General features: G+C 60.3%; 22 protein-coding genes and 1 pseudogene. 8 read left to right on the forward strand and 15 right to left on the reverse strand.

The window, feature by feature from the left end:
* Positions 1–3: 3 nt before the first annotated feature.
* From NLY33_RS20195 to NLY33_RS20215, 5 genes are all read right to left on the reverse strand, one after another.
* Positions 4–1,437 carry an NAD(P)/FAD-dependent oxidoreductase gene (locus tag NLY33_RS20195; protein WP_023708277.1) on the reverse strand — a complete coding sequence of 478 codons (1,434 nt, stop codon included), beginning with the start codon at positions 1,435–1,437 and terminating at the stop codon, positions 4–6.
* A complete protein-coding gene (locus NLY33_RS20200) occupies positions 1,437–2,615 on the reverse strand; it encodes a M20 aminoacylase family protein (protein ID WP_023708278.1) in 1,179 nt (392 codons plus the stop codon). Before NLY33_RS20200 ends, NLY33_RS20195 begins: the two co-directional genes overlap by 1 nt.
* The gene (locus NLY33_RS20205) at positions 2,612–3,421 is read right to left on the reverse strand and encodes an ABC transporter permease (RefSeq protein ID WP_050590882.1); all 810 of its coding nucleotides are present in this window, start codon (positions 3,419–3,421) and stop codon (positions 2,612–2,614) included. Before NLY33_RS20205 ends, NLY33_RS20200 begins: the two co-directional genes overlap by 4 nt.
* The gene (locus NLY33_RS20210) at positions 3,418–4,461 is read right to left on the reverse strand and encodes an ABC transporter permease (RefSeq protein WP_156932590.1); all 1,044 of its coding nucleotides are present in this window, start codon (positions 4,459–4,461) and stop codon (positions 3,418–3,420) included. The genes NLY33_RS20205 and NLY33_RS20210 overlap by 4 nt, the downstream gene beginning before the upstream one ends.
* 188 nt (positions 4,462–4,649) lie before the next feature.
* Positions 4,650–5,705, reverse strand: a complete 1,056-nt coding sequence (locus NLY33_RS20215) for an ABC transporter substrate-binding protein (protein WP_023683358.1) — start codon at positions 5,703–5,705, stop codon at positions 4,650–4,652.
* A gap of 121 nt (positions 5,706–5,826) precedes the next feature.
* Here NLY33_RS20215 and NLY33_RS20220 point away from each other — a divergent pair, with 121 nt between their 5' ends.
* The 5 genes from NLY33_RS20220 to NLY33_RS20240 are packed head-to-tail and all read left to right on the forward strand — an operon-like array spanning position 5,827 to position 10,399.
* On the forward strand, positions 5,827–7,161 hold the full coding sequence (locus NLY33_RS20220; RefSeq protein ID WP_031196320.1) for an aspartate aminotransferase family protein: 1,335 nt from the start codon (positions 5,827–5,829) through the stop codon (positions 7,159–7,161).
* Positions 7,161–7,898, forward strand: a complete 738-nt coding sequence (locus NLY33_RS20225) for a GntR family transcriptional regulator (protein ID WP_023708281.1) — start codon at positions 7,161–7,163, stop codon at positions 7,896–7,898. The genes NLY33_RS20220 and NLY33_RS20225 overlap by 1 nt, the downstream gene beginning before the upstream one ends.
* Positions 7,898–9,004, forward strand: coding sequence for an ABC transporter ATP-binding protein (locus tag NLY33_RS20230; RefSeq protein WP_031196318.1), 1,107 nt, complete (start codon positions 7,898–7,900; stop codon positions 9,002–9,004). The genes NLY33_RS20225 and NLY33_RS20230 overlap by 1 nt, the downstream gene beginning before the upstream one ends.
* Before the next feature lie 31 nt (positions 9,005–9,035).
* Entirely contained in the window at positions 9,036–9,971 is a 936-nt protein-coding gene (gene kce / locus NLY33_RS20235; RefSeq protein WP_023708283.1) for a 3,5-dioxohexanoate:acetyl-CoA acetone transferase, read from the forward strand.
* On the forward strand, positions 9,968–10,399 hold the full coding sequence (locus tag NLY33_RS20240) for an acyl-CoA thioesterase (protein WP_023708284.1): 432 nt from the start codon (positions 9,968–9,970) through the stop codon (positions 10,397–10,399). Before kce ends, NLY33_RS20240 begins: the two co-directional genes overlap by 4 nt.
* Before the next feature lie 358 nt (positions 10,400–10,757).
* On the opposite strand, the gene NLY33_RS20245 is transcribed toward NLY33_RS20240, so the two are convergent.
* The 8 genes and pseudogenes from NLY33_RS20245 to NLY33_RS20280 form a co-directional block, all read right to left on the reverse strand.
* Positions 10,758–11,450 carry an amino acid ABC transporter permease gene (locus NLY33_RS20245; RefSeq protein WP_023708285.1) on the reverse strand — a complete coding sequence of 231 codons (693 nt, stop codon included), beginning with the start codon at positions 11,448–11,450 and terminating at the stop codon, positions 10,758–10,760.
* Between the two features lie 17 nt (positions 11,451–11,467).
* Positions 11,468–12,184: an amino acid ABC transporter permease gene (locus NLY33_RS20250; protein WP_023708286.1), complete on the reverse strand. Its 717-nt coding sequence runs from the start codon at positions 12,182–12,184 to the stop codon at positions 11,468–11,470.
* 66 nt (positions 12,185–12,250) lie between these two features.
* A pseudogene (locus NLY33_RS20255) lies at positions 12,251–13,077 on the reverse strand (transporter substrate-binding domain-containing protein).
* Positions 13,078–13,101: 24 nt separating this feature from the next.
* A complete protein-coding gene (locus tag NLY33_RS20260) occupies positions 13,102–13,842 on the reverse strand; it encodes an amino acid ABC transporter ATP-binding protein (RefSeq protein ID WP_023708288.1) in 741 nt (246 codons plus the stop codon).
* A gap of 57 nt (positions 13,843–13,899) precedes the next feature.
* Positions 13,900–14,463 carry a peroxidase-related enzyme gene (locus NLY33_RS20265; protein WP_023708289.1) on the reverse strand — a complete coding sequence of 188 codons (564 nt, stop codon included), beginning with the start codon at positions 14,461–14,463 and terminating at the stop codon, positions 13,900–13,902.
* On the reverse strand, positions 14,460–14,942 hold the full coding sequence (locus NLY33_RS20270) for a CMD domain-containing protein (protein ID WP_023708290.1): 483 nt from the start codon (positions 14,940–14,942) through the stop codon (positions 14,460–14,462). Before NLY33_RS20270 ends, NLY33_RS20265 begins: the two co-directional genes overlap by 4 nt.
* Positions 14,939–16,408 carry a flavin-containing monooxygenase gene (locus tag NLY33_RS20275; RefSeq protein WP_023708291.1) on the reverse strand — a complete coding sequence of 490 codons (1,470 nt, stop codon included), beginning with the start codon at positions 16,406–16,408 and terminating at the stop codon, positions 14,939–14,941. The genes NLY33_RS20270 and NLY33_RS20275 overlap by 4 nt, the downstream gene beginning before the upstream one ends.
* Positions 16,405–17,376, reverse strand: coding sequence for a LysR family transcriptional regulator (locus tag NLY33_RS20280; RefSeq protein ID WP_023708292.1), 972 nt, complete (start codon positions 17,374–17,376; stop codon positions 16,405–16,407). The genes NLY33_RS20275 and NLY33_RS20280 overlap by 4 nt, the downstream gene beginning before the upstream one ends.
* 231 nt (positions 17,377–17,607) lie before the next feature.
* Here NLY33_RS20280 and NLY33_RS20285 point away from each other — a divergent pair, with 231 nt between their 5' ends.
* The gene (locus tag NLY33_RS20285) at positions 17,608–18,678 is read left to right on the forward strand and encodes an NAD/NADP octopine/nopaline dehydrogenase family protein (protein WP_023708293.1); all 1,071 of its coding nucleotides are present in this window, start codon (positions 17,608–17,610) and stop codon (positions 18,676–18,678) included.
* Positions 18,679–18,816: 138 nt separating this feature from the next.
* Here the strand turns inward: NLY33_RS20285 and NLY33_RS20290 are convergent, their stop codons facing one another.
* Both NLY33_RS20290 and NLY33_RS20295 read right to left on the reverse strand, forming a co-directional pair.
* Positions 18,817–19,509: a flavin reductase family protein gene (locus NLY33_RS20290; protein WP_023708294.1), complete on the reverse strand. Its 693-nt coding sequence runs from the start codon at positions 19,507–19,509 to the stop codon at positions 18,817–18,819.
* A gap of 39 nt (positions 19,510–19,548) precedes the next feature.
* Positions 19,549–20,229, reverse strand: a complete 681-nt coding sequence (locus tag NLY33_RS20295) for a GntR family transcriptional regulator (RefSeq protein ID WP_023708295.1) — start codon at positions 20,227–20,229, stop codon at positions 19,549–19,551.
* 170 nt (positions 20,230–20,399) lie between these two features.
* On the opposite strand from NLY33_RS20295, the gene NLY33_RS20300 reads away from it, so the two are divergent.
* Both NLY33_RS20300 and NLY33_RS20305 read left to right on the forward strand, forming a co-directional pair.
* Complete coding sequence (locus NLY33_RS20300) at positions 20,400–21,590, forward strand: amidohydrolase family protein (protein WP_031197324.1); 1,191 nt, start codon at positions 20,400–20,402, stop codon at positions 21,588–21,590.
* A gap of 153 nt (positions 21,591–21,743) precedes the next feature.
* A complete protein-coding gene (locus NLY33_RS20305) occupies positions 21,744–23,321 on the forward strand; it encodes a nickel ABC transporter substrate-binding protein (RefSeq protein WP_023708296.1) in 1,578 nt (525 codons plus the stop codon).
* Positions 23,322–23,332 lie beyond the last annotated feature (11 nt).

Raw genomic sequence — 23,332 nt, forward strand, 5'->3', positions numbered from 1 at the left:
AGTTCATCCTTTCCTTGCGCGGAGGTTGGCTTTCGAAGGGGTGACGCCTGACGGGGCCAATCCCGCCAGCCATCTGGTCACGAGGCCGGGCTTGCGGCCGGCATGTTCGAGATCGTCGCGCCGCCGCACCGCGCCGCGGACGAAATGCGCGCCGACGAACCGGAATGGTTCGGATGGGAAGCCTCGCGTCACTGGGCGCACGAGCGCCGAATGGGTGAGCTCGGATTCGCCGCCGGTCAACAGGCCGGTCAGGATCTTGCCGCCGAGATAGGCCATCGTCGTGCCGTTGCCGGAGAAGCCGTAGCCGTAGACGATGTCGCGGTTGGCGGGCAGGGCGCCGAACAGTGGCACGCCGCTGACGGTCCGATCGATCGGGCCGTTCCATGATGTATCGAGCGGAAAGTCGGCGAGCGCCGGGTGACCATCCCGCAACGCGCGGCGCATGTCGGCGACCCGTGGCGATAGACCATGAAACCGCCTGTCGACGATGCCGCCGAGGCCGATGACGCCGCCACTGACGCCGACAGACAGCCGACCATCGCGCGTCGGCGACCAACCGCCGACGAAAACGCGGGAATCGATCATCAGCGGCGCGCGGCGGTAGCCGATCTTGTCGAGAAGGTCTGGAATGGGTTTTGACATGGCGTCGTCGCTGGAGATGTTGAAGATTGCCGGCGCCAGTTCTCGAATGGCGCCGGACCATGCATTCATGGCAAGCACAATCTTGCCGCAGGACACAGTGCCTCTCCCCGTCTCCACCTTGAGCGTGCCGTCGCGCGAAAACCGCGTCATCGGCGACTTTTCATAGATGCGCACGCCGCGTGTTAGTGCTGCCCGGCGCAGGCCGCGCACGAGGAAACCGGGATGCACGGTTGCCGACGACGCATCGAACGCGCCGCCGAGGTGGCTCGTCGTGCCGGCCATCGCTGCGATCTCGTCGCGCGAAACTCGTCGCGCCGGCACGTAGCCATGCGCCGCCAGCTTGTTCAACGCGTCGTCCCAGACGCCAAGCTGGGCTTCGCACGTCGCACCCCAGATCCAGCCGATGCGATCAAACCAGCTGTCTATTCCCTCGGCCTTGCAGAAAGCCTCGATGCCGCCGATTGCGGCTTCGGATGCCTTGATGATCGAAAGTGCATCGTTTCCGTCGCGCAGCGCGGCGAGCGCGCTGTATTTCGTCCATGCCGAGAGCACCATGCCGGAGTTGCGGCCGCTCGGGCCACCGCCGCAAATGTCGCGCTCGACGATGACAACATCGAAGGCGGGATTGTGCTGCTTGAGGCGTATAGCGGTCCACAGGCCCAGATAGCCGCCGCCGACGATGCAGATGTCAGCCTGCGTCGCCTCTTCGAGCGGAGGCGCAAGGTTCGGGTCCTCGGGCAGGGCCTGCCGCAGCCAATGGCTTCGCCAGACGATGTCCTTTTCCGTCAGTTGCATCACGATGCGCCTCTGGCTGATAGGCGGCGCTCCACGAGCCTGACCCAAAGGCTCGCGCCAATCGGCAGGATTGCGTCGTTGAAATCGTAGTTGGTGTCGTGAGCCGCGGCCTGGTGCGCATCGTCGGCCTGGCCGAGCAGGAAATAGCAGCCGGGCCGCTGTTCCAGCATGTAGCAGAAATCTTCAGAACCCATCTCGGGAGGCGGATCGATGACGAGACTTGCCGGTCCCATCACCTCGTTCACAATCGCGATCATCGCGTCGGCTTGCGCCGCAGTGTTTATCGTCGGTGCGAAGGGCGTTTCGTAGCGGAGGTCGATGCCGGCGCCAAAAGCTTCAGCTTCGTTTTTCGCGATGCGGCGGATTGCCGTCTCCAGCGTCTTTTGAACCTGGTGGTCGAAGGTGCGCACGGTGCCGGTCAGAAACGCCGTATCGGGGATGGTGTTGAAGGCTTCGCCTGCGCGCAGGCTGCCAACGGTGACGATTGCGGGAGAATGCACATCGGTGACGCGGCCGGGCAGGGCTTCGATTGCCAGCAGGATGCGCGCGGCGATGGGGAGTGGATTGATCGCCAGATGCGGCATCGCCGCATGGCCGCCCCTTCCGTGGACGACGATCCCGAAGCGATCGGCCCCCGCGGCCACCGTTCCGCGGTGGACGGCGATCTCGCCGAGCGGCCGTTCGCAATTGTGCAGCGCGTAGACTTCATCGCAGGGGAAACGCTCGAAAAGACCCTCGTTCAGCATGGCAAGCGCCCCACCTCGACCCTCCTCGGCCGGCTGGAAGATGAAATGCACCGTGCCGGCGAAGTCGGGCGAGCGAACAAGCGCCGAGGCTGCGCCGAGCAGCATAGTGGTATGGCCGTCATGGCCGCAGCCATGCATCCGCCCGGGGGTGCGGGACGCATGCGCCAGCGGCCGTGCCTCAGTCATCGGCAGGGCATCCATGTCGGCGCGGATGCCAAGGCTGCGACCAGCGCCAAGCCTGCCCCTGAGCGTGCCGACGACACCTGTGCGTCCGACGCCTTCGGTCGTCTCGATGCCCCACGCGCGCAGTTTGTCCGCCACGAAACGGGCCGTCTCGAACTCTTCGAAACCGAGCTCGGGATTGGCATGGAGATGCCGCCGCCACGCCGTCATCTCGGTCTCGAGTTGCTGCACCGACGGAACCAGTTTCATGCCGATGCCTTTGCGCGGAGAGCTTGCGAGCGGCTCTGCAGGATGGCGATGAGCCCAAGCAGGATCGCCGAGAAAGCGATCAGCAGCACGGCGACAGCCGCGATGGCAGGGCTGATGGACTCGCGCACCCCGGAGAATATCATGCGGGGCAAGGTTCGCTCCGCGCCCGTCGAGAGGAAGCTTGCGACGACGACTTCGTCGAAAGAAATGATGAAGGCGATGATGGCCCCTGTAACGACGCCCGGCGCTATCAGCGGCAGCACCACCTTGAAGAAGGTGCGCATGGCGCCGGCGCCCAGCGATGCCGCCGCACGAACCAACGTCCGGTCGAAGGTCGAAAGGCTGGCGACGACGGTGGTTAGCATCACAGGCACGGCCATCGCCGTGTGCACCAGAATGATCGATAGCTTGTTGCCAACGAGTCCCAACGTGGCGAAGAATGAAAAGGCCGCGACGCCGACGATGACGACCGGCGTCACCAAAGGCGCGGCGATGATCGCGTAGAGGATCCGTTTCCCGGCAAAATCACCCCAGGCGAGCCCGATCGCCGCAGGTATGCCGAGCAGCAAAGCCAGAACCGTGGTGGATAGCCCGATGATGACCGAGTTCCACAGCGCGTTCGGCCAGCGCTCGTCGACCCACAGTTCGGCATACCAGCGCAACGACCAGCCCGGCGTCGGAAATGCCAGCGAATTGCTCGAGGTCAGCGACATGGGGACCACGATCAGCAGGGGCAGGATGATGAAAGCCAGCAACGTCGCCGCATAGGCGTACATCAGCCATTTCCGGAAGCGGTCGGCGCTCATACGACATGCGCCTTGCTGCGGAAGAGGACGGATGCCGTCCAGAACAGGAACGCAAACAATACGAGGATCATCAGCAGTTGCAGGGAAAGCGCTGCGCCCATGCCCCAGTTCAGCGTGCTGTTGGTGTAGAAGGCTATGTAGCTGGAGATCATCTGGTCTGTCGGCCCGCCGACAAGCGTCGGGGTGATGTAATAGCCGAGAGCGAAGACAAAAACGATCGCCCCGCCGGACAGGATCCCGGGCAGGATCAACGGCAACTGGACGCGGCGCCACGCCGTGAGCCACGGCGCGCCCAACGACAGCGCCGCGCGCATGTAGGTGGTCGGAACCCGCCGCATGACGGCGACGACGGAGAGGACCATCATGGGCAGCAGAACCTGAACCATCGCCAGGTACAGCGAAAAGCGGGTGTAGATGAGGTCGAGGGGTTCGCTGACGATACCCAATCCGAGCAGTGTGGAATTCACGGGACCGTTCTTCTGCAGCACGATGATCCAGATGACGGTGCGCACCAGCAGCGATGTCCAGAGCGGAAACAGGATCAGCGCGAACATCAGCTTCGACCAGGCAGGCGGCGCGCTGACGATCGCCTGCGCCAGCGGCACGGCGAGCACCGCGCAGATGACCGTCACCACGATGCTGATCCAGATCGTACGCAGCAGCGCGTCGACGAAGATGGCGCGGTCGGCCGAAACGGCTTCGATCGAATTGTCCGCGCCGCGCTTCAGGTCGAGGCTCGCAAGCAGATAATAGTCCGTTCGCGCGCTTTGCTGACGCGCTATGACCTGCCAGAGATCGATGTTTTTCCAGCCGGCCTGTTGGGCGAGCACCTCGTCGCGCACGGGGCGCATGCCGAGCTTGCCGTCGGCCGCATCCTTTGCCGTCTTGATGACGAGGAAACGGCTACCGACAACGCGCTGGTTCACGAGTTGCGCCAGGACGCCTTCCTTCCCGGCGCGCCGCGCGTCGGCCAGGTCCTCGACGAGTGCTGCAAAGACGGGTTCGCCAGGCAGGCCGCTCTCTGCTTTTCCAGCCGGCAAGAGCGGCAATGGTGCGCGGCAGGTTGTTCGAGAAATCCGAGTTGTCGACGGCCAGAGCGAGGAAGCGCGCCACCGGCCACAGAAACAGAATGACTACGAATAATATAAGCGGAGCCGTCAACAGGGCGAGCATGCCGCCCCGTTGGCGTCGCTTTATAGCCGGTTTTGTCCCGGCCAACATGCCCAAGTTACTTCGCGAGCCAGGCCTTGAAGCGTTCTTCCAACGCTTCCTTGTGCTCGGTCCAGAAGTCGTTGTCATAGGCGGCGCCGTACTGGAGGTGCTCCGGCGACGTCGGCAGGTTGGCCTTCCAGTCCGCGGGAATGAGGTCGGCGGCTTCCTTGCGGCCGGTGCCATAGGCATAGAGCTTGGAGAAGCCGGCCTGGTTTTCAGGGATGGAGAACCACTTGAGGAGATCCAGCCCGCCTTGCTGGTGCGGTGCGCCCTTCACCACGGCCCAGTAGTCGGTGCCGTAGAAGAAGCCGGCGTCCCACGCGATGGCGTAGGGCTTCTTCTCGTTGATGGCTTCGTTGGTGATGCGTGCATTGAACGCGTCGCTGAGCGTCACTTCGCCGCTGTCCAGGTTCTGGATGCCCTGCGTCGTGGTGGACCACCAGACGACGTTCGGCTTGATCTTGTCGAGCATGGCGAAAGCCCGGTCGACGCCTTCCGGCGTGGCCAGCACCTTGTACATGTCCTCGCGTTTCACGCCGTCGGCCATCAGCGCATTTTCCAGTGTGAACTGCGCTTGCTGGTAGAGGCCGCGCTTTCCCGGAAATTTCTCGACGTTCCAGAAGTCCGCCCAGCTCTTTGGCGCGGCGTCGCCCTTATAGACATCCGTGTTGTAGGCAAGAACCGTTGCCCATGTGTCGGACGCGACACCGCATTCGTGCAGGGTTCCTGGGAGATAATTCGCTGCGTCGCCTGTGATCTCGGGTGTCAGCGGGACGAACAGGCCTTCGGCGCAGCCGACTTCCATGGCGGGCGCTTCCACCGAGACGACGTCGTAGGTAATGTTGCCCGCCTGCACCTGGGCACGCACCTTGGCGACCTCGCCGCCCCACTCTTCCATGACGATCGGGACGCCCGTCTTTTCGGTGTACTTGTCCCAGACTCCATCCTTGTAGGCCTTGTCCCATGTACCACCCCAGCCGACCACCGTGACGGGATCGGCCGCGGACGCGGCAAAAGTCGAGGTCGCGAGGCAGATCGCGGCGGCAGATACGGCTTGCAGATAAGTCCTCATCGCAGTTCCCCTTTCTTATCGTTGTGGATTTGATCAAATTTCAAACGCAAAATGGATTGATTAGCAACAGGAATTTGCGATAGGGTACAAAAAAGTTAAAAAGACAAGGGGATTTGATCGAATGCTGCAAGGCCCTAGAGACGTGCGCGCCAATGTCAGTCTCGCTGCTGTTCTGGACGAGGCGCGACAGCGTTTCGCTGACGCCAACCCGAACAGCCTGGCGCGTCAGAACGAGGCCGCGGCATCGTTGCCGGGCGGCAATACGAGGGCCGTTCTATGGTACCCGCCATTCCCTGTTTCGTTCGTCTCCGGCGAGGGCTGCAGGGTAACCGATCTCGACGGCCATACCTATGTCGACTTGGTCTCGGAATACAGCGCCGGCTTCTACGGCCACTCCGACAAGGCGATTTCGGCGGCCCTTGTGGAGGTCATACAGGGCGGCATCATGCTGGGTGCACCCAACCGCTACGAGGCGCGCCTGGCAGCGGCGGTGGTCGAGCGTTTTCCAGCCATCGAGCGCGTGCGCTTCTGCAACTCGGGCACCGAGGCGAACATCATGGCGATTTCCGCCGCTCGCGCCATCACGAAGCGTTCGAAGATACTCGCCTTCCGGGAAGGCTATCACGGCGGCATACTGACTTTTGCGCATGGCGGCTCACCGCTCAATTTGCCTTTCCCCTTTGTCTTCGCCGACTACAACGATAGTGCAGGCGCCGTGGCGCTCATCAATGAACAGGGCGACGAGCTTGCCGCCGTCATCGTCGAACCGATGATGGGCGGCGGCGGCTGCATCCCGGCGACCCGCGAGTTCCTGCAGGCGCTGCGCACAGCGACGAAGGAGACCGGCGCGCTGCTGATCTTCGACGAGGTCATGACCTCGCGCCTCGATTATCGAGCGCTCCATGGCGCTCATGAAATTTTTCCCGATTTCGTGACGCTCGGAAAGTACATCGGCGGCGGTGCGAGTTTTGGCGCATTCGGTGGACGCGCAGACCTCGTCGACCGCTTCGATCCGGCTTTGCCTGGTGCGTTCTCGCATGGTGGGACGTTCAACAACAATATTCTCAGCATGGCTGCTGGTTTCACCGGTCTGACGCAGGTGCTGACGCAAGAGGCGAGCCGCGCCATCAATGCGCGCGGCGATCGCTTGCGTGAAGCGATGAACGTCTCCCTTGAACGACATGGCGTCGAGGGCATCGTCATAGGGCGCGGGTCGTTGATGAACCTGCATTTCGTCAGGGGGCCGGTGTACACGCCGGCGCGGCTCGACGATGCCGATCCATCGGTGATTGCGCTGTGGCATATCGAGATGCTGTTGCGAGGGTACTACGTGACGCCGCGCGGCATGCTGGCGTTGTCACTGCCATTTGGCAACGCCGAACTCGACGGCTTCGCCGCCGCATTCGACGATTTCCTGTCGAGCAACCTCAAAATACTGCCCCGCCGGACAAACTGATGCTCGATCGCAAGGATGCCACCGCTGGCTCGGCCGCGCAAAAGACAGCTCATGTTCGTGTCCATACGGGCTTGAAGGAAGCACTGATGAACGGTGACTTCCTTCCCGGCCAAAGACTGGTCGTGCGACAGCTTGCCGAACAGTACCGGACCAGCGCCATGCCGGTGCGCGAGGCCTTGCGGCAACTCGTCAGCGACGAGGCGATGTTCGACCACCCAAACCGGGGCGTCATCGTCCCCGAGGCCACGGTGGCGCGTATTTCGGATCTCGTGCGTGTGCGCTGCAGCGTTGAAGGGACGGCGGCCGAATGGGCTGCGACGACCATCACGCCCGAAGAACTCGATGAATTGGCGAAGCTGAACAGGCTGATGCGCGAGTGCGTCGAGAGCAACGTCATGGCTAACTATCTCGGCCTGAACAGGCGCTTCCATTTCACGATGTACCATGCCGCGCGATCACCTCTCATCCAGCAGATCATCGAGAAATTGTGGCTGCAGGCAGGACCGTTCTTGAACATCGTCCGCTCGGACGTGACCTACGGCCTGGGCCTGGACCATCACGACGAAATGCTCGCGGCGCTGCGTCGCGCCGATGGCGCGGCTGCGCGCAAGGCCCTGGTGGCCGATCTGCGCGAGGCCGCCGACATCATTCTTCGCGCCGCGGCGGCGGCTGAGGCGCAGCCTGCTCGCAAGCGCCCGGCTTCGGTACGCCGTGATCCGAAGGCGCAGGCGCGGTGATGGGCGGATCTCCGCGTGGGCCGGTTCACGTCGAGTTTCGCGGCGTCAGCAAGCGCTACGGGCATGCGGTCCAGGCGGTGCGCCAGCTCGACCTGGAAATCATGCGCGGCGAATTCCTGACGCTGCTAGGGCCTTCCGGTTCCGGCAAGACGACGGCGCTGATGATGCTGGCAGGATTCGAAGATACGACCAAGGGCGAAATTCTCATTGACGGTCAGCGCATCGACAACGTTCCCGCCAATCGTCGCGGCATCGGCATGGTGTTCCAGAACTACGCGCTTTTCCCGCACATGACGGTCGCCGAAAATCTGGCTTTCCCGCTCGAGGTCCGCAAACTTGGCCGCGAGGAGGTCAGGCGACGTGTCGGGAACGTTCTCGACATGGTCCAGTTGCCCGAATTCGGCAATCGGCGGCCAGCGCAGCTTTCGGGCGGGCAGCAACAACGCGTGGCGGTTGCCCGCGCCCTGATTTTCGAACCAAATCTTGTCTTGATGGACGAACCGCTTGGCGCCCTCGACAAGCAGCTGCGCGAGCAGATGCAGTTCGAGATCAAGGATATTCACGCCCGGCTGGGCGTGACCTTCGTCTACGTCACGCACGACCAGACCGAAGCGCTGACCATGTCGGACCGGATCGCAGTGTTCAGCGCCGGCCGCATCGAGCAACTGTCGACGCCGCGCGAACTGTACGAGCGTCCCGCGGCGAGCTTTGTCGCAAGCTTCATCGGCGAGAACAACCGCATGTTCGGCGCCGTGCTGGCCGGGAGCGAGGATGGCGGCGTATCCGTCCGCCTCGACGACGGCGACGTTGTGCTGAACGCCATGTCCTGCGGCGCTGCGCTTTCTGCGGGTGCCAGGGTGACGCTGTCCATAAGGCCCGAGCGCCTGTCCGTTCTGCAGGACGGCGTCACAGCGCTCAACGAGATCCCGGCGACGGTCGTTCAGTCAATCTATGTCGGCGATCATGTCCGGCTCGTCGCCGCGACCGCGAGCGGCCAGAAATTCATCGTCAAGCTTGCTACTTCGTCGTCTCAGCCGAAGCTCGATCCGGGTACGGCGATCCGGCTGGGCTGTGGCCGCGAGGATTGCCTCGCGCTCGATAGATAACAACAAAAGGCAGACAAGGGAGACTCCAACCATGAAGAAATCGCCGAAAGTCGTCATCACCTGTGCGGTCACCGGCTCGATCCACACGCCGACGATGAGCCCCTATCTGCCGATAACGCCGTCAGAGATCGTCGATGCCGCCGTCGGCGCAGCCGAAGCCGGCGCGTCGGTGATCCATCTGCATGCCCGCGACCCCGAGACGGGCAAACCGACCCCCGATCCTAAGCTCTTCATGGACTTCCTGCCGCGCATTAAGCAGCAAACCAACGCGGTGATGAACATCTCTACCGGCGGCGGCCTCAAGATGACGCTCGACGAACGTCTCGAAGCCGCCCATGCCGCCAAACCCGAACTCTGCTCGCTCAACATGGGGTCGATGAATTTCGCCTTGCACCACATCGCGCCGAAATACACCGACTGGAAGTACGACTGGGAGAAGGGCTACCTGGAAGACACGAAGAAGGGCATCGTCTCCAACACGTTCGAGCAGATCGAGCGCATCATCCTCGAGGTTGGCCAGGCCTACGGCACCAAGTTCGAGTTCGAGTGCTATGACGTCAGTCACCTCTACACGCTGGCGCACTTTCTCGACCGCAAGCTGCTGAAGCCGCCGCTTTTCGTCCAGACGATCTTCGGACTTCTGGGCGGAATCGGCGCCGACGCCGAAGACATGATGCACATGCGCAGGACGGCGGACAGGCTGTTCGGAGACGACTATCTCTGGTCGATCCTTGCCGCCGGCAAGCACCAGATGAACCTCTGCACGATGGGTGCGATCATGGGTGGCAATGTGCGTGTCGGGCTGGAAGACAGTCTCTATATCGGCAAGGGCGCGCTTGCCAAGAGCAATGCCGAGCAGGTCGCCAAGATCAAGCGCATCCTTGGCGAACTGTCGCTTGAAATAGCGACGCCCGAAGAGGCGCGGCAGCTGCTGGATCTCAAGGGTGGCAACGAGGTCGGGTTTTGACCGCGCCCGGCATTGAAACCTATGTCGGCGTCGTGCACCCTTGGATGTGCGACGCGATGGGCCATCTCAACGTTCGTCACTACGTCGCCATGTTCGATGATGCCAGCTTCCAGCTGCTGGGCAGGATTGCCGCTCCCAATCTAACGCCGACTCTCGGCTGGGCGGACGTCAGGATGGAGATCGACTATGCGCACGAAACCGCGGTTGGAACCTTGGTCACCATTCGCTCGGTTGTCGAAAAGGTTGGGAAGTCGTCTCTGACCTGTCTGCATGAAATGCGCGGCACGCTCGACGATGTTCTGTATGCCCGTGTTTTGACGGTTACGGTACGATTCGACCTGAGTTTACGCAGCAAGATCGACCTTGAGGCGGATGCGCGTCATGCGGCGACAAGCCTTCTGAGGGCTGAAGGCGATACACGTCGATAACGATGCCGGGTAGGCGAGTTTGCATCTGTCCTCCAGCGCAACCACGATATTGTCCGTGGTAGATGGAGTCGTGCGACGGCTGCGGAATCCGCCACGCGGTTCTTCGAAATCTTGGCAACCGCTTCGATGACGCCAACGGTCTGGTCGTCACAAGCGCAACGTTGCGTCCGCGCGATCGGTGCTTCGGTCGGCATGAAGCCGGTCGGCAGCGACAACGATGCTTATCAACCAAAGCGTGAAACTCACCGGTACATACATCGGCTACTTGGGTTTCTCCTCAAGCTTTTCATCCCCGAAAGAATTGCCTCCCGGGTGCGGCTCGATATCCGAAGCTTGACGATTCTATCCCACATCCGCCTCACGTCCGCACCCTCAGCGCCTGCTCCAGCCTGTCGGCAATCTGTGTGACGATATAGGCAATCACCATATAGATCACGACGGCAATCACGAAGGCTTCGAGGTAGTAGTAGTTCAGCGCGGCGGTCAACTGGGACTGGGCGAAAATATCGACAACCTCGATGGCGAATCCGAGAGAAAGGGCCTTCATGATGACCATCATCGAAGTTGTCAGGTCAGGAATTGCCGTGAGGGCCACCTGGGGAAACAGGATACGTTGGAACAGTTGGCCGCCCGTATAGCCCAGCGAATGGGCTGCGTCCGACTGACCGGTGTCGAATGCATTCAGGGCTCCCTTGATAATCTCCGATTGGAATGCGGCGACACAGCCGGTAATCGCAACTACAAGGATGACCCAATTGGGGGTTTCGTGGGCGTTGAAGTTGATCCCCAGCAATGAGAACAGGAACTGGAATGCGGGCGGCAGACCGAAATAGGCGAGGAAAATCACGATTACCATCGGAACGCCCTTGAAGACGATCTTGTAAGTCATGACGAGTTCTCGCAGCGCCGGCACCCGTCTGTATTCGATAAGCGCGAATATGCTGCCGACTATCGTCGACAGGACGAAAATCATGAGCGCCATTCCAATCGTCACGGGTACGGCACTCAGAATTTCCTGCGTGTCCTGGAGTAAAATATCGGTATCAAACATGGTTGAATACCCTTACGTCAGACGCTCGCGAGGAGCTCGTTCTTGATCGGAGTTGTTGTCGTCGCCTCTGGCGCTTGCATCGGTGATCGAAGCTCGAAGAAGCGCACGATGAGCCATGCGACCAGGCACATCAGCGAATAGATCACCGCCAGGACGAGGTAGGTTTCGAACTGGAACTGGTTGTAGTCGCGCTCCATGATCAAATGAGCAGTCGCCATGACGTCGGCCGCGCCGATGTACATGACCAGCGCAACGTTATGGATCAGGTAGATGATGGAGTTCCCGTAGCCCGGCAATGCGAAGTGCACCGCTTGCGGGCCGACGACGCGAGTAATTTTCTGTCGGAACGTGTATCCAAGGCTATCGGCCGCATCATGCTGGCCGCGATCGACGGCCAAGTATGCGGGCCGCATGACTTCCGACAAATAGCCGCCGTGGTAGAGGCTCAACCCCACCATGGCAGCGATAGTCGCTGAAATAAAATCTCTGGCGCCGAACAGGATCACCAACAACGGAAGCCCATAAAACGCGACGAACAACTGCAGGACGACAGGAACACTCCGGGCATAAGATACGTAGAGGTCCACCAGGTGACTTATGACTGGCACCCTGCGGACCCGGAGGGTTGTCGCGATGAGTGCCAGGCAGAACCCGGAAATGAGGGCTGTAGACGTGATGGCGAGCGTCAGCGGCAGTGCCGAGAGCAACTCGGGGATCATAGCAGAAACATCCACTTGAAACGCTCCTTCTTGCAATTCAGCCTTGCCGCTGACTAGCGAATATGACGGTCGACGGCTGTGCTATTTCATGTACTGGACGATGCCCTCGCCGAACCACTTCTGCGAGAGCTTTTCGATCGTGCCGTCGTCTTTCAATTCCTTGAGAACCTTGTTCACATCGTCGGCCAGAACCTTGTTCTCGTCAGATCTGTGGATCAGCATGTAGGTGTTGTTGCTGAACACTGGTTCGGACGCCACGATATCGAGTTTCTTTTGCTCGATGACGGTCTGCTCACCGAGATTCGACGGCAGGACGAGAGCGTCGAACTTGCCGTTCTGAACTTCGTCCAGCCGGTTCGGGTAGGGGATACCGGCACTCGATGCCGTGACTTCGAGCTTGTATTGCGGGTTTTCTTTCTGCCAATTCATGATGAACTTGTAGGTTCCACCGCCGGCCGTGGTCGGAACGATCCTCTTGCCGACCAGGTCTTTCATTTCCTTAATGCCGCTGTCTTTCTTGCTGTAGATCTTCATCAGGCTGGCGCCCATGGATTTTCCGGAATGAGGAACTGCTTGGAGCGCTCGGGCGACTTGTAGTAGCCACCGACCGCGATGTCGTACTTGCCCGTGGCGAGGCCGGTTTCCTGGGCAATGTCGGAGACACCTTCCATTTCGAACTTGTACTGCGGCAGCTTTGCGTTGATCGCCTTCAGAAGATCGGGCTCATAGCCTTGCGGCTCGACGCCGATCGCGCCCCATGCCAGCGGCTTGGATTCGGCAGACGTGGCGATCTTGATCGTCCGAACGGTCTGGCCATGGCTGATCCCCGCTGTTGCAAGGGCAATTGCGATGCCGCCAGCGATGGCCAGGGCATAGCGGCGAGAAAAACTGGATGTGATTGCAGACATTTCTTAGGTTCCCTTCTTGTTGGATTATTGAAAAGCGAGTTCTGACTGCAGAAATTGAGCAAGTCGTGGGCTGGACGGTGCGTCGAAGATGTCAGCCGGGCTGCCATCGGCGGCAACCACGCCACGATCCATGAAGACGATCCGGTTCGAGATGTTCTTTGCGAATTGCATCTCGTGGGTCACAAGCAGCGAAGTGATCCCTGACGAGGTGACATCCTTGATCACCTTTAGGACTTCACCGACGAGTTCGGGATCCAGCGATGACGTAGGCTCATCGAAGAGTATCACGTCGGGGCGAACCGCCAGGGCGCGCGCGATGCCGGTGCGCTGGAGCTGGCCGCCCGACAGTTGGGAGGGATAGCTGTCTCGCTTCGGGGTGAGGCCGACCCGCTCGAGCTCCCGCAAGGCGATCTCCCGCGCCTCATCCGCGGACTTGCGCTGCACGACGACCAGGGGATCCATCACGTTCTGCAGGACCGTCATGTTCTTGAAGACGTTGAATTGCTGAAAGACCATCGCCGTTCGCAACCGGATCGCTTGGACAGCTGTTTTGTCGGCGCGCTGGTAATCCATCCGAATCTGATCGAAGGCGATGGTTCCTGAGGACGGCTTGGCCAGGTAGTTGATGCATTTCAGCAGCGTGGTCTTGCCGGTGCCGCTGGGGCCGATGATCGACACCACGTCACCCCGCTTTACCGAGAGATTGACGCCGTTCAGAACCTGCGTGCTTCCGTAAGACAGCTTTACATCTTTGAGTTCAAGCATTGCTGGTTGGCCCTTCGGAAAGTGTGAGACGGACTGCTTTGACCGTATGCGACATCATCACCCGCTCTCCGCATGGCCCAGAATGTGCATCAGCCGGTTTGCCCAGCCAAAGATCGATATGGCGTGGATCAGGTCGATGATCTCGCGGTCGTCCATGCCGACCGATCGAAGCGCGGCGATATCGTCTGCCGTCGCTTCCGACGGGGCCGCCGACAGGCGGCGGGCAAAACTGTAGATTGCCGCATCGCGTTGGCCGAGCGCTTCAGGTTTGTCGAGATACAGCGCGGTGACCACTTCGTCGCTCTTGGTCAGCTCTGCATGCCTGCGGGCGTGAACGACGGCACAGAATTTGCAGCCATTGACGATCGAGGCACCCAATGCACCAAGTTCGCGGTCAGGACGGGCAAGCCCGCCTTCGACGTACATGATTGCGTTGAACAGAATCGTGCGGGCAAGATAGCTCTCTGGATCATGCGCAAGGGTACGCACATATTCCGAGACTTTCTTGGCCGATGGCGTGACCTTCATCGCTTCAAGCTGTTCCGGGGTGGCCTCGGATAGCTCCACCGGCGCAATGTACGGATGCCAATTCAATGGCTTCAGACGAACCGAGGAAATCATGTCGGCCTCATCAGGCGCAAGCCGGTCGCCACCCGTGTCTGGAAGTTGACAAAAGCGATCAGCTCGGAGAGCGCGACGATCTGAGGATTGTTCAATCCAGCCTTCTCCAGGAGAGCGATATGGCTCGCTTCCGCCTTTTTCGGCGTCAGGGTGACCAGGTCAACATGACGAACGATGGTCGCCAAAGGTTCATTCAAATCCGCTTCCCCCTGGGCCAAGGCCAGAAGCTGCTCGGTCGAACCAAGCTGAGCCAGCTGCACATCATATTCGGCCACCAGGACGGGATCGGCGTTCAGGGCGGCCATGCGACGGGCCAGAGCAGCACGCAAATTCGGCGCCAGCCCCTGATCGGTTGCCGGGTGCAGCACCGAGAGGCGACATTCTTCCGCCCCTCGCACGAATTCGGGCCGAAACCGCCTTGTGGCGAAGAGGGTATCATCCGGTGAAAGGCCGGCAGCCTTGTCCATCGCGTCGATCACAACGCGGCCTCCTTCTGCAGCAAGGGTGTTGAATCGACCCATTCGTCGCCCAGAAGTTCGGGCGTGTCGTAGGCGATCAGATTGGCGAAGTGGGTTTCGACATCTTCGGCAAACAGCGATGCGGCGATGCCGCGGACCAGACGGTCGGCACCGGCGCTGACGGCTGGGATATCGCCGGAAACCTTGCCGTGCGTCAGCATGGCGGCGTCGTTGAAGCAGTGGATATGCGACAGCACCGGGCAGGAGCCGGGAACGCGTTCGCGAAATTCGAAGGCAGGACCTAGATCCGGCGCGTCCGACATGCCTGCACGCGGCAGCCCCATATCCGGCGTATATCGGCTATCCGACCAGGTGCGGATATGTGGCGCGAGGGCTGCAAATTCCGGGCGGCCGTCGAAGTCATTTGAGAAGCCGGTTGCCGCGATCAGGAAATCGTAGCGCATCGGACCTTGTGTGGTTTCGACCAGGAGGCTTCCCGCATCTTCCTTGACCGCGACGATGCCGCAGTCGAGAAAGAACCGAGCACTCGAATGCCGAGACACGCGAAGCGTCGATGAACGCGGCGGCGGCGTCTGGGTGGAGGCGGTGTAGTCGAAGAACTTCCACTTCCAGGCATCGGGCAATTCATGCATGCCGAGTACAACACCCGGGCTGCCGATGCCGGTCAGCTTGTTGATGCGCGGCATCTCCTTGCGCCGGATCAACATGTCGACAGAGCCGGCGCCCGCCTCGAGTGCCGTTGCGGCATTATCCATGGAAGAGGCACCGGCGCCAATCACTGCCACACGCTTGCCTTTCAGCGCATCGAAATCGATGTCGTCGGCAGAATGGGCCCAATAGGCGCGATCGATGCCGTTGAGGAAATCGGGTACGGCAAAACCGCCCAAACCGGAGCGACCGGTGGCCAGAACGAGACGACGGGTGAGAACCCGGCCGGTTTCCGCGCCATCGATATCGATCGCAATCAGATCTCCAACAGGGGCTAGTCCGGTCATGCGCACGCTGTTGCGCACTGGCAGAGCAAGAACCTTGCGGTACCAGACCAGGTAATCCATCCACTGGCCCTTGGGGATTTTGTCCAGCGACCGCCAGGCCTCAACGCCCCATTGCGCCGTGAACCAGGCGCGGAACGTCAATTGCGGCAGGCCGAGCGACGGACCGTTGAGCGTCTTCGGCGACCGGAGCGTTTGCATGCGGGCAAACGTTACCCACGGCCCTTCGAGCCCTGCCGGGGCCGCGTCATAGGCGACGACATTGGTTATCCCCGTCAGCACCAGCTTTGCCGTGGCAGCAAGTCCACACATGCCGGCGCCGATCACCACGACGTCACGGACAGGAACACCATCGTGCGAACGCGCGGGGACCCATGGCTTGGCAGGCAGTTCGAGGAAGTCGAGATCCTGCGCCAGCTGTGCTTCGAGCGCGGCAAGACCTGTCAAAATTGGCGCGGTGGGGGTATGCTTCATATTCCCGTTCCGTGATTTGTGCCGGATGCAGGATCGGTCACCAATTGGCCAGCCAAGGCCGGATCGAGTTTCTTGAAGCCGACGATCGATCGTTGCGCCACCGCTTCGACCGCCTCCATCAACGCCTGCGCGACTGGACGAAGGGGACGTTTTGCGGCAGCCACAACCCCCCAATAAAAGAGAACGGTCGCGTCAATCGGGCGGATGGCGACCCCAGGCAAGGCCACGCCATAGGCGGTGAGGGGATCAATGACAGCGGCAACGCCGGTCCGGCGCACAAGCTGCAACGCGCCATAGGCAGTATTCGTCCGGATCACTGGCCCGGTGTCGATGCCCCTGGCGGCCAATGCCTTGGAGACGTGCAGTTGGAAACGCAGCGGGTTGAGCAACGTAGCGACGCGACGGCCGGCAAAGGCCGAAAGCGGTATGACATCAAGTTCTGCCAGCGGATCGTCCTCCCGCACGGCGGCAACATCGGGCGCCGAATAGAGCCGCAGGACATCCAGACCGGGCGTATCGAGCGGCAGGCTTGAAAAGCCGATCTCGGCACGACCGCTGCGCACTTCCTGGGCGACGATGGAGGGAAGAAACTGTCCGAGATGTGTCTCGTGCGGAAGCTCGACACCCTTGAGCTCGGCCATGGCCGTCGGGATTAGGCCAGTGCCGATCGCAGAGGTTGTGACAATCTGCAGGATCCGACCCCGGCCGGCGGCGATCATCTTGGCCCGCGCCGCGAGTTCGGTGAAGGACATCAGCAGTCGCCGCGCTTCTTCTTCAAATGCGACACCCTCTTCAGATAGCTGCACCCGTCGACCGACCCGGTGCAGCAATTCGAAGCCAAGTTCGGCCTCAAGATCCTGAATGGTGCGTGTCACCGCAGGTTGGGAACGCCCGAGCATGTCAGCCGCCTTGGTAATGCTGCCGCTGGCAGCAACCGCAAGGAAGGTCTGAAGGTCCCGAGTTTCCATCTTCTCCCTACATGTGAAATCCGTATGATTGACATCGTCTCATTCATTTTTGATATATGTCAAGCGGAAACTAATGTTCACAGCGGCGCTTGCCGGCTCAGAGCCGGAGCCCTTGATCGAAACAGCTGGGGGCAACCGACGTGACTCCAATTCGAACCTCGTGATGAAAAAACTTGTAGGCGGGGACGGCAAGGATTCTCGAACCATAAAGCCTGCAACAGGAGGAATGTTATGCGCGTGAGTATTCTGGGCGCCGGAGCAATTGCCTATGGCCTTGCGGCCTATTTGGCACAATCGGGACACTCGCCAACGCTTTGGTCACCGTCGGGACACCGCACCAGAACGTTGGCTACTGGCGAATTATTGAAGGCGACGGGGGATATCGAGGCGACGGTGCCGGTGCGCATTGCCAAGGATTGTAGAGATGCTATCGACCACGCGGACGTGGTGGTGATCGCGCTTCCGGCTTACGGCCACAAGATGGTGATGGACGCCGCCGTCCCTCATCTGGCAGATGGAATTCCGGTCATCATCAGTTCGCACAGTTCGTTCGGGGCGCTGTATCTCTCCAAGCGGTTGGCCGAACGCAAAGTCAGGTTGCCGATCGTCGTTTGGGGCACAACACTACTGACTGGTCGCCAACTCGGATCAACCGAAGTCAATGTCACTTCCATTCGCCAGAAGCTTGATGTTGCGACGCTGCCTTTCGATGCGCTCGACCAAGGGTACGAGCTTTGCACGGCCTTGTTCGGCGATCGTTTCGTCAAGCGGGATGGTCTGCTGGCGATTGCGCTCAGCAACCTCAATCCGCAGAACCATCTGGGAATTGCCCTTCTCAATCTCACACGCATGGAGAAGGCCGAGCAGTGGAGCCAGGGGGGAAATGTCACTCCTGCCGTTGGCCGCTTTATCGAGGCTCTGGATGCCGAACGGTTGGCCATAGCTGCCCATTTCGGTATCGCGGTTCGTACCGTCCAGGAACATTTTTCATTGTCGTTTCATGTGCCCATGAGCACTGTTTCGGACATGAACCAGGAGATGGATCGTCAAGGTCGGGGCGGGTTTGGCCCGACAACTATCGAAAGTCGCTATATTCTTGAGGACGTTCCGTTCGGCTTGTTGCCGACGGCAGTCCTTGCGAAAATCAGCGGAAATCCGGCCATACTCCATGAATCCGGAATTTCCATCTTGTCGGCGGCTTATGGCCGGGATCTCAAGGGAGATAATGATATTCTTCCTGCGCTCGGCATCGAGGAAATGACAAAGGCGGATCTTGAAACCCTTTGCCGCAAGGGGTTTTAACAGCTTCCAGTGCGCTGTAGCCCAGCTGCAGTGAATATTCTGCCAGCCCGGCATCGGCAGAGTCCTTGGCCGCAAGCAGCGTCTCTGCCCGATCAGGAAGGATGATTGAAGCGACGAGCGCGTTGCGGGATCAGGGCCCTATCCATCGGTGTTGGGTGGCATAGGCCTCATTGCCAACCATTGCTCATGCGACATCGTTGGCAGGTCAAACTGGTGGCGGGTGGTCGAATAACCGTGTCCACCCATTCTGCCGACGGCGTCTAGCGCGAGTTGATCGATATAGAAACGCTCTTGGTCAACAAGATCCTCACGAATGTGCATCCGCATAACTTGACCAAGGACAATCTCGCGCGACTTACCCAGGCCAAGCGTCAAATGTCGGCGGCATTCGAAGGCTATAGGCGCTTCGAAAATGTAGGGGCATTGGACCGTCTCACCGGGCGCAGGCGTCAGCCCGGCCTCGGCCAGTTCGTCAATGTGGGAAGGAAATGGGACGGCACAGACGTTCATGGCGTCAACCAGCGCATGGTCCACGATGTTGACTGTGAATTCCTCAGTCAGTCGGATGTTGAGCGTCGTATCCTTGAAGGACATGTCATTATGGTTCTCCACACCCAGGGCTAGGATTGGAGGATCGGCCGAGAGGCAATTGAAGAAGCTGTAGGGCGCAGCATTGACAGTCCCGTCGGGGTGTCGTGTGGTCACCAGAGCGATTGGCCGAGGCACCACTGCCCCGATCAGCAGCTTGTAGCGTTCGCGTGCCGAGATGCGGGCGAAGTCGATGCTCACGTGGCTCCGCTGCCCCACCGGCTCGGGCTGGGGGTTGAGCATTATATCCTCCTGAATTTTGCCAAGCTGCTTGAGAGTTGGTTACCCTGCCTGAGCGTATGTGCTCAGGATGGAGCGAACGTCGGGCTCAGTTTGATCGCTGATTTGCGCCCGAGCCTCGAGTGCCTCGAGATGGTGTTCCATCGCATGCATGGCGCGCTCGGGATTGTGTTGGCGCAGCGCCTGAATGATTTCGACGTGTTCGTCGACGCCGCACTGATCGGAGTGCGGACGGCTGTACAAGGCTAGGATCAGCGAACAGCGCGATACAATCTCGCTGACATAACGGGTCAGCGGCTTCGATCCCGTGAGTTCGGCCAGCAGAATGTGGAATTCGCCCGCCAGCCGTATCGATAATGGTCCGCTCGTGTTTACTGCGTCCCCTTCAAGTTTGACGTGGGCCTCAAGTGCCGCAAATTGAGCGGGTGTGATCTTTCGCGAAAGCCGGTCCACTACCTCGCGCTCCAGGCAGCGTCGTAGGGAAAATATATCTAACGCTTCCTCGAGCGTCGGTTCGGCGACGCAGGCTCCGCGATTATTCCTGACCTCCACCAGGCCTTCGGCACTCAGTCGGACAAGCGCGTTTCGTACGCTGGTCCGGCTAACGCCGAACTGCTCGCCGATCGCGTCTTCGGGCAATTTCATACCGGGGCGAAGCGCCTGCTCAATGATGGCGCGACGCAGCGACAAGTAGACGTTTTCGGCTCGACTCGATTTGGTCATCGCATCCCCCTAAGCTCCCGCAACTTATCGATCAAGACATATTTTTGTCAATATGGGATACGATTTATCTTGAAATAGGTATACAATTATGCGGTAGTTGCGTACACGGAACTGCAGGCGGTCGTCGCCGTGCCGCAGACGATAGGCTGCCTCTGGGAGGAGCGCCCCGCATGACAACCAATTTGTTGATTAGAAATGTGCGCCCGATGGCTGGCGCCAATGTCGATATTCTTATTGAAAATGGCCGCATTACCCGCGTCGAGCCGGAGCTTTCACCTTTGGGAGGGCTGGTGGAGGACGGCGGAGGTCGCATCGTCGTTCCGGGCTTGGTCGAAGCGCACACCCACCTCGATAAATCGATGATCGGAATGGCGTGGTATCGCAATGAAGTCGGCCCTCGCTTGATAGACAAGATCGACACCGAGCGTGAAGCCAAGATCCGCTTGGGTATCGATCCGGTCCGCCAGTCGCGTCGACAGGCGCTTGCCTCAGTGGCGCAAGGCACCACCCATATTCGTAGCCACGTCGATATCGACACCGTGCACGGCCTTGCCGGTGTAGAGGGCGTAATGCGCACTCGTGACGAGCTACGAGACCTCGTCGATATTGAGATCGTCGCCTTTCCTCAAAGCGGTATGATGATCCGGCCTGGCACTGTCGAACTTATGCGACGGGCGTTGGAAATGGGCGCCGAGGTGGTCGGCGGGCTGGACCCTGCTGGGGTTGATCGCGATCCCAAAGGGCACCTCGATGCAATTTTCGACCTCGCTCAACGCTTTGGCCGGCCCATAGATATCCATTTGCACAAAGCGGGAGAGCTTGGCGCCTTTTCGCTCGAGCTCATCATCGAACGCACCCGTGCACTCGGCATGCAGGGAAGGGTGGCAGTCAGCCATGCCTTCTGTCTCGGCATGCACGATGCCGACTATGTCGGCCGACTAATCGACGAGTTGGCGAAGCTTTCGATCCATATTCTTACCACCGGGCCGGCATCGCAGCCGTCGCCTCCGGTCGCCAAATTGCGCTCTGCTGGAGTGGTCGTCGGCGCCGGAAATGACGGCATCCGTGACATCTGGGGACCTTACGGCAGTGGTGACATGCTGGAACGCGCGATGTTTGTCGGCTTGCGCAACAATTTTCGCCGCGACGATGAACTCGAATGGGCCCTCGACGTCTGCACGCGCGGCGGTGCTGGAGTTCTTGCGCTGGAAAGGTACGGACTCATGCCCGGCTGCTGGGGGGACATGGTTTTGGTGGAAGGCGAGACACTCGCCGATGCGGTCGTGTCCCACCGGCCGCGCGCGTTGGTCGTCAAGCGCGGCAAGATCGTCGCGCGAGGCGGGGTTGCGGTGCAGACCTAACCTGCGCCAGTGAGCACAAAATCTTATATCACAGGGATACGATGTCTAAATTAGATTGTATACGATAATGTAATATGTCTATACAAAAAAGGCCCCGTGCCTTTCGAGGCAACCTAGGCCCCAGGGAACAATAAGCAACGAGAGGAGCAACCAATGTCATTCAACAGGCGTACATTTCTGCAGATCGGGTCAGGCGCGTTAGGGCTCGCCATAACCGATGCTACCTTCACCAAGTTTGCCTTTGCCGAAGGGGCGGCGGGCACATTGCGAGTGGCTATCGCCAAGCCTGCGGGCAATCTCGATCCGCAGAGCCACTACGCGATCTGGGCCATTCAGGACCTGATGTTCGATCCGCTGGTGCGGTACGGCAAGGGCGGCCAGATCGAGCCTTGCCTTGCGACCGACTGGAAGATCGAAGACGGCGGCAAGACACTGCACCTTACATTGCGCAAGGGGGTCACTTTCCAGGACGGCACAGCGTTCGATGCAGCCAGCTGCAAGTGGAATCTTGAGCGCTGGCTGGGACTCGATCAGTTCAGCTGGATGAACTGCTCCAAGTATTTTCAATCACTGGAGGTGGTCGATGACCACCAAGTGGCCCTTCATTTCAAGGAGCCGCCGCTGGCGCTCATGCAGGAGCTTTCATACACGCGGCCGCCGAGGTTCCTTAGCCCCAAATCGGTCGATGCGAATGGCAAATTTGTCGAACCCGTCGGCACCGGGCCTTGGCGTCAAATTAGCGCTGACGATACACAAAGTGTTTTCGAGCGCTACGACGGCTACTGGGGCGACAAGCCGACTTATCAACGTCTCGAAGCCAAGGTCATCCCTGATCCGCGCGCGCGGGTTGCAGCCCTGCGCGCTGGCGAGATCGATCTCGTCGGCGGGTTTTGGATCGCGCCGCTGACCCCCGTTGAGGCAAAGCAACTCGAGGCCGCAGGGCTCAACGTGGTCATCGATCCCGGCAACGTCACACTGGTGATGGCTTTCAATCCCGATCGCACCGAAGCGCTTAAGGATCCGCAAGTGCGCAAGGCCATCAGCATAGGGATCGATCGCGCGGCGATTTCCCAGGCGCTCTACCAAGGCTTTGCCCGACCGGCGGGCAACCTGTTCTCCGATGCATTGCCATTTGCTGGCACCCAGCATGATGCCCCAGTTCGCGACGTTGCGGCCGCATCAGCGCTCCTGGAGAAGGCGGGTTGGACGGGTGGGCCCGTGCGTTCCAAGGACGGCACGCCACTGACGCTTGAGATTGTTGTCAGTCCCGACGCCGTTCCCGGCTCTCGCGTCGTGGCCGAAGTCATACAATCCGAGATGAAGGAAATCGGCATCGATTTGATCGTCCGCTCTGTCGACCACGCTTCCAAGCACACCGACATGCTCGAACGGAAATACGATCTCGGCTTCTTCTTGACCTATGGGGCTCCTTACGATCCGTTCGGCACGGTGGTGGCCTTGTGCCTCTCGACCTTCAACAACGATGTCGAAGGCAAGCTGTTCACCGATCCGGCCAACCTGGACCCGCTGATCAACGCGGCGACGGCGGCAACCGGGGATCAGATCGCGCCATCGATCCAAAAGGTTTACGACTGGCTGCGTGACAACGACGCGATAGCGCCGTTGGTTTACGTTCCCAGCATCTGGGCGCACTCCAAGCGGGTCCAGGGCTTCACCAGCCCGGTCACCGAATACGACATGCCATACGAAAATATCGTGCTGGCCGAGTAGAGGGAGGGCGT

It is taken from the genome of Mesorhizobium sp. C432A (assembly GCF_030323145.1).
GTDB lineage: Bacteria > Pseudomonadota > Alphaproteobacteria > Rhizobiales > Rhizobiaceae > Mesorhizobium.

Bases quoted from the DNA above. Each gene is read 5' to 3' on its own strand.
- NLY33_RS20195 (WP_023708277.1), bottom strand. From the start codon at position 1,437: ATGCAACTGACGGAAAAGGACATCGTCTGGCGAAGCCATTGGCTGCGG.
- NLY33_RS20200 (WP_023708278.1), bottom strand. From the start codon at position 2,615: ATGAAACTGGTTCCGTCGGTGCAGCAACTCGAGACCGAGATGACGGCG.
- NLY33_RS20205 (WP_050590882.1), bottom strand. From the start codon at position 3,421: ATGAGCGCCGACCGCTTCCGGAAATGGCTGATGTACGCCTATGCGGCG.
- NLY33_RS20215 (WP_023683358.1), bottom strand. From the start codon at position 5,705: ATGAGGACTTATCTGCAAGCCGTATCTGCCGCCGCGATCTGCCTCGCG.
- NLY33_RS20220 (WP_031196320.1), top strand. From the start codon at position 5,827: ATGCTGCAAGGCCCTAGAGACGTGCGCGCCAATGTCAGTCTCGCTGCT.
- NLY33_RS20225 (WP_023708281.1), top strand. From the start codon at position 7,161: ATGCTCGATCGCAAGGATGCCACCGCTGGCTCGGCCGCGCAAAAGACA.
- NLY33_RS20230 (WP_031196318.1), top strand. From the start codon at position 7,898: ATGGGCGGATCTCCGCGTGGGCCGGTTCACGTCGAGTTTCGCGGCGTC.
- kce (WP_023708283.1), top strand. From the start codon at position 9,036: ATGAAGAAATCGCCGAAAGTCGTCATCACCTGTGCGGTCACCGGCTCG.
- NLY33_RS20245 (WP_023708285.1), bottom strand. From the start codon at position 11,450: ATGTTTGATACCGATATTTTACTCCAGGACACGCAGGAAATTCTGAGT.
- NLY33_RS20260 (WP_023708288.1), bottom strand. From the start codon at position 13,842: ATGCTTGAACTCAAAGATGTAAAGCTGTCTTACGGAAGCACGCAGGTT.
- NLY33_RS20265 (WP_023708289.1), bottom strand. From the start codon at position 14,463: ATGATTTCCTCGGTTCGTCTGAAGCCATTGAATTGGCATCCGTACATT.
- NLY33_RS20275 (WP_023708291.1), bottom strand. From the start codon at position 16,408: ATGAAGCATACCCCCACCGCGCCAATTTTGACAGGTCTTGCCGCGCTC.
- NLY33_RS20280 (WP_023708292.1), bottom strand. From the start codon at position 17,376: ATGGAAACTCGGGACCTTCAGACCTTCCTTGCGGTTGCTGCCAGCGGC.
- NLY33_RS20285 (WP_023708293.1), top strand. From the start codon at position 17,608: ATGCGCGTGAGTATTCTGGGCGCCGGAGCAATTGCCTATGGCCTTGCG.
- NLY33_RS20290 (WP_023708294.1), bottom strand. From the start codon at position 19,509: ATGCTCAACCCCCAGCCCGAGCCGGTGGGGCAGCGGAGCCACGTGAGC.
- NLY33_RS20295 (WP_023708295.1), bottom strand. From the start codon at position 20,229: ATGACCAAATCGAGTCGAGCCGAAAACGTCTACTTGTCGCTGCGTCGC.
- NLY33_RS20300 (WP_031197324.1), top strand. From the start codon at position 20,400: ATGACAACCAATTTGTTGATTAGAAATGTGCGCCCGATGGCTGGCGCC.
- NLY33_RS20305 (WP_023708296.1), top strand. From the start codon at position 21,744: ATGTCATTCAACAGGCGTACATTTCTGCAGATCGGGTCAGGCGCGTTA.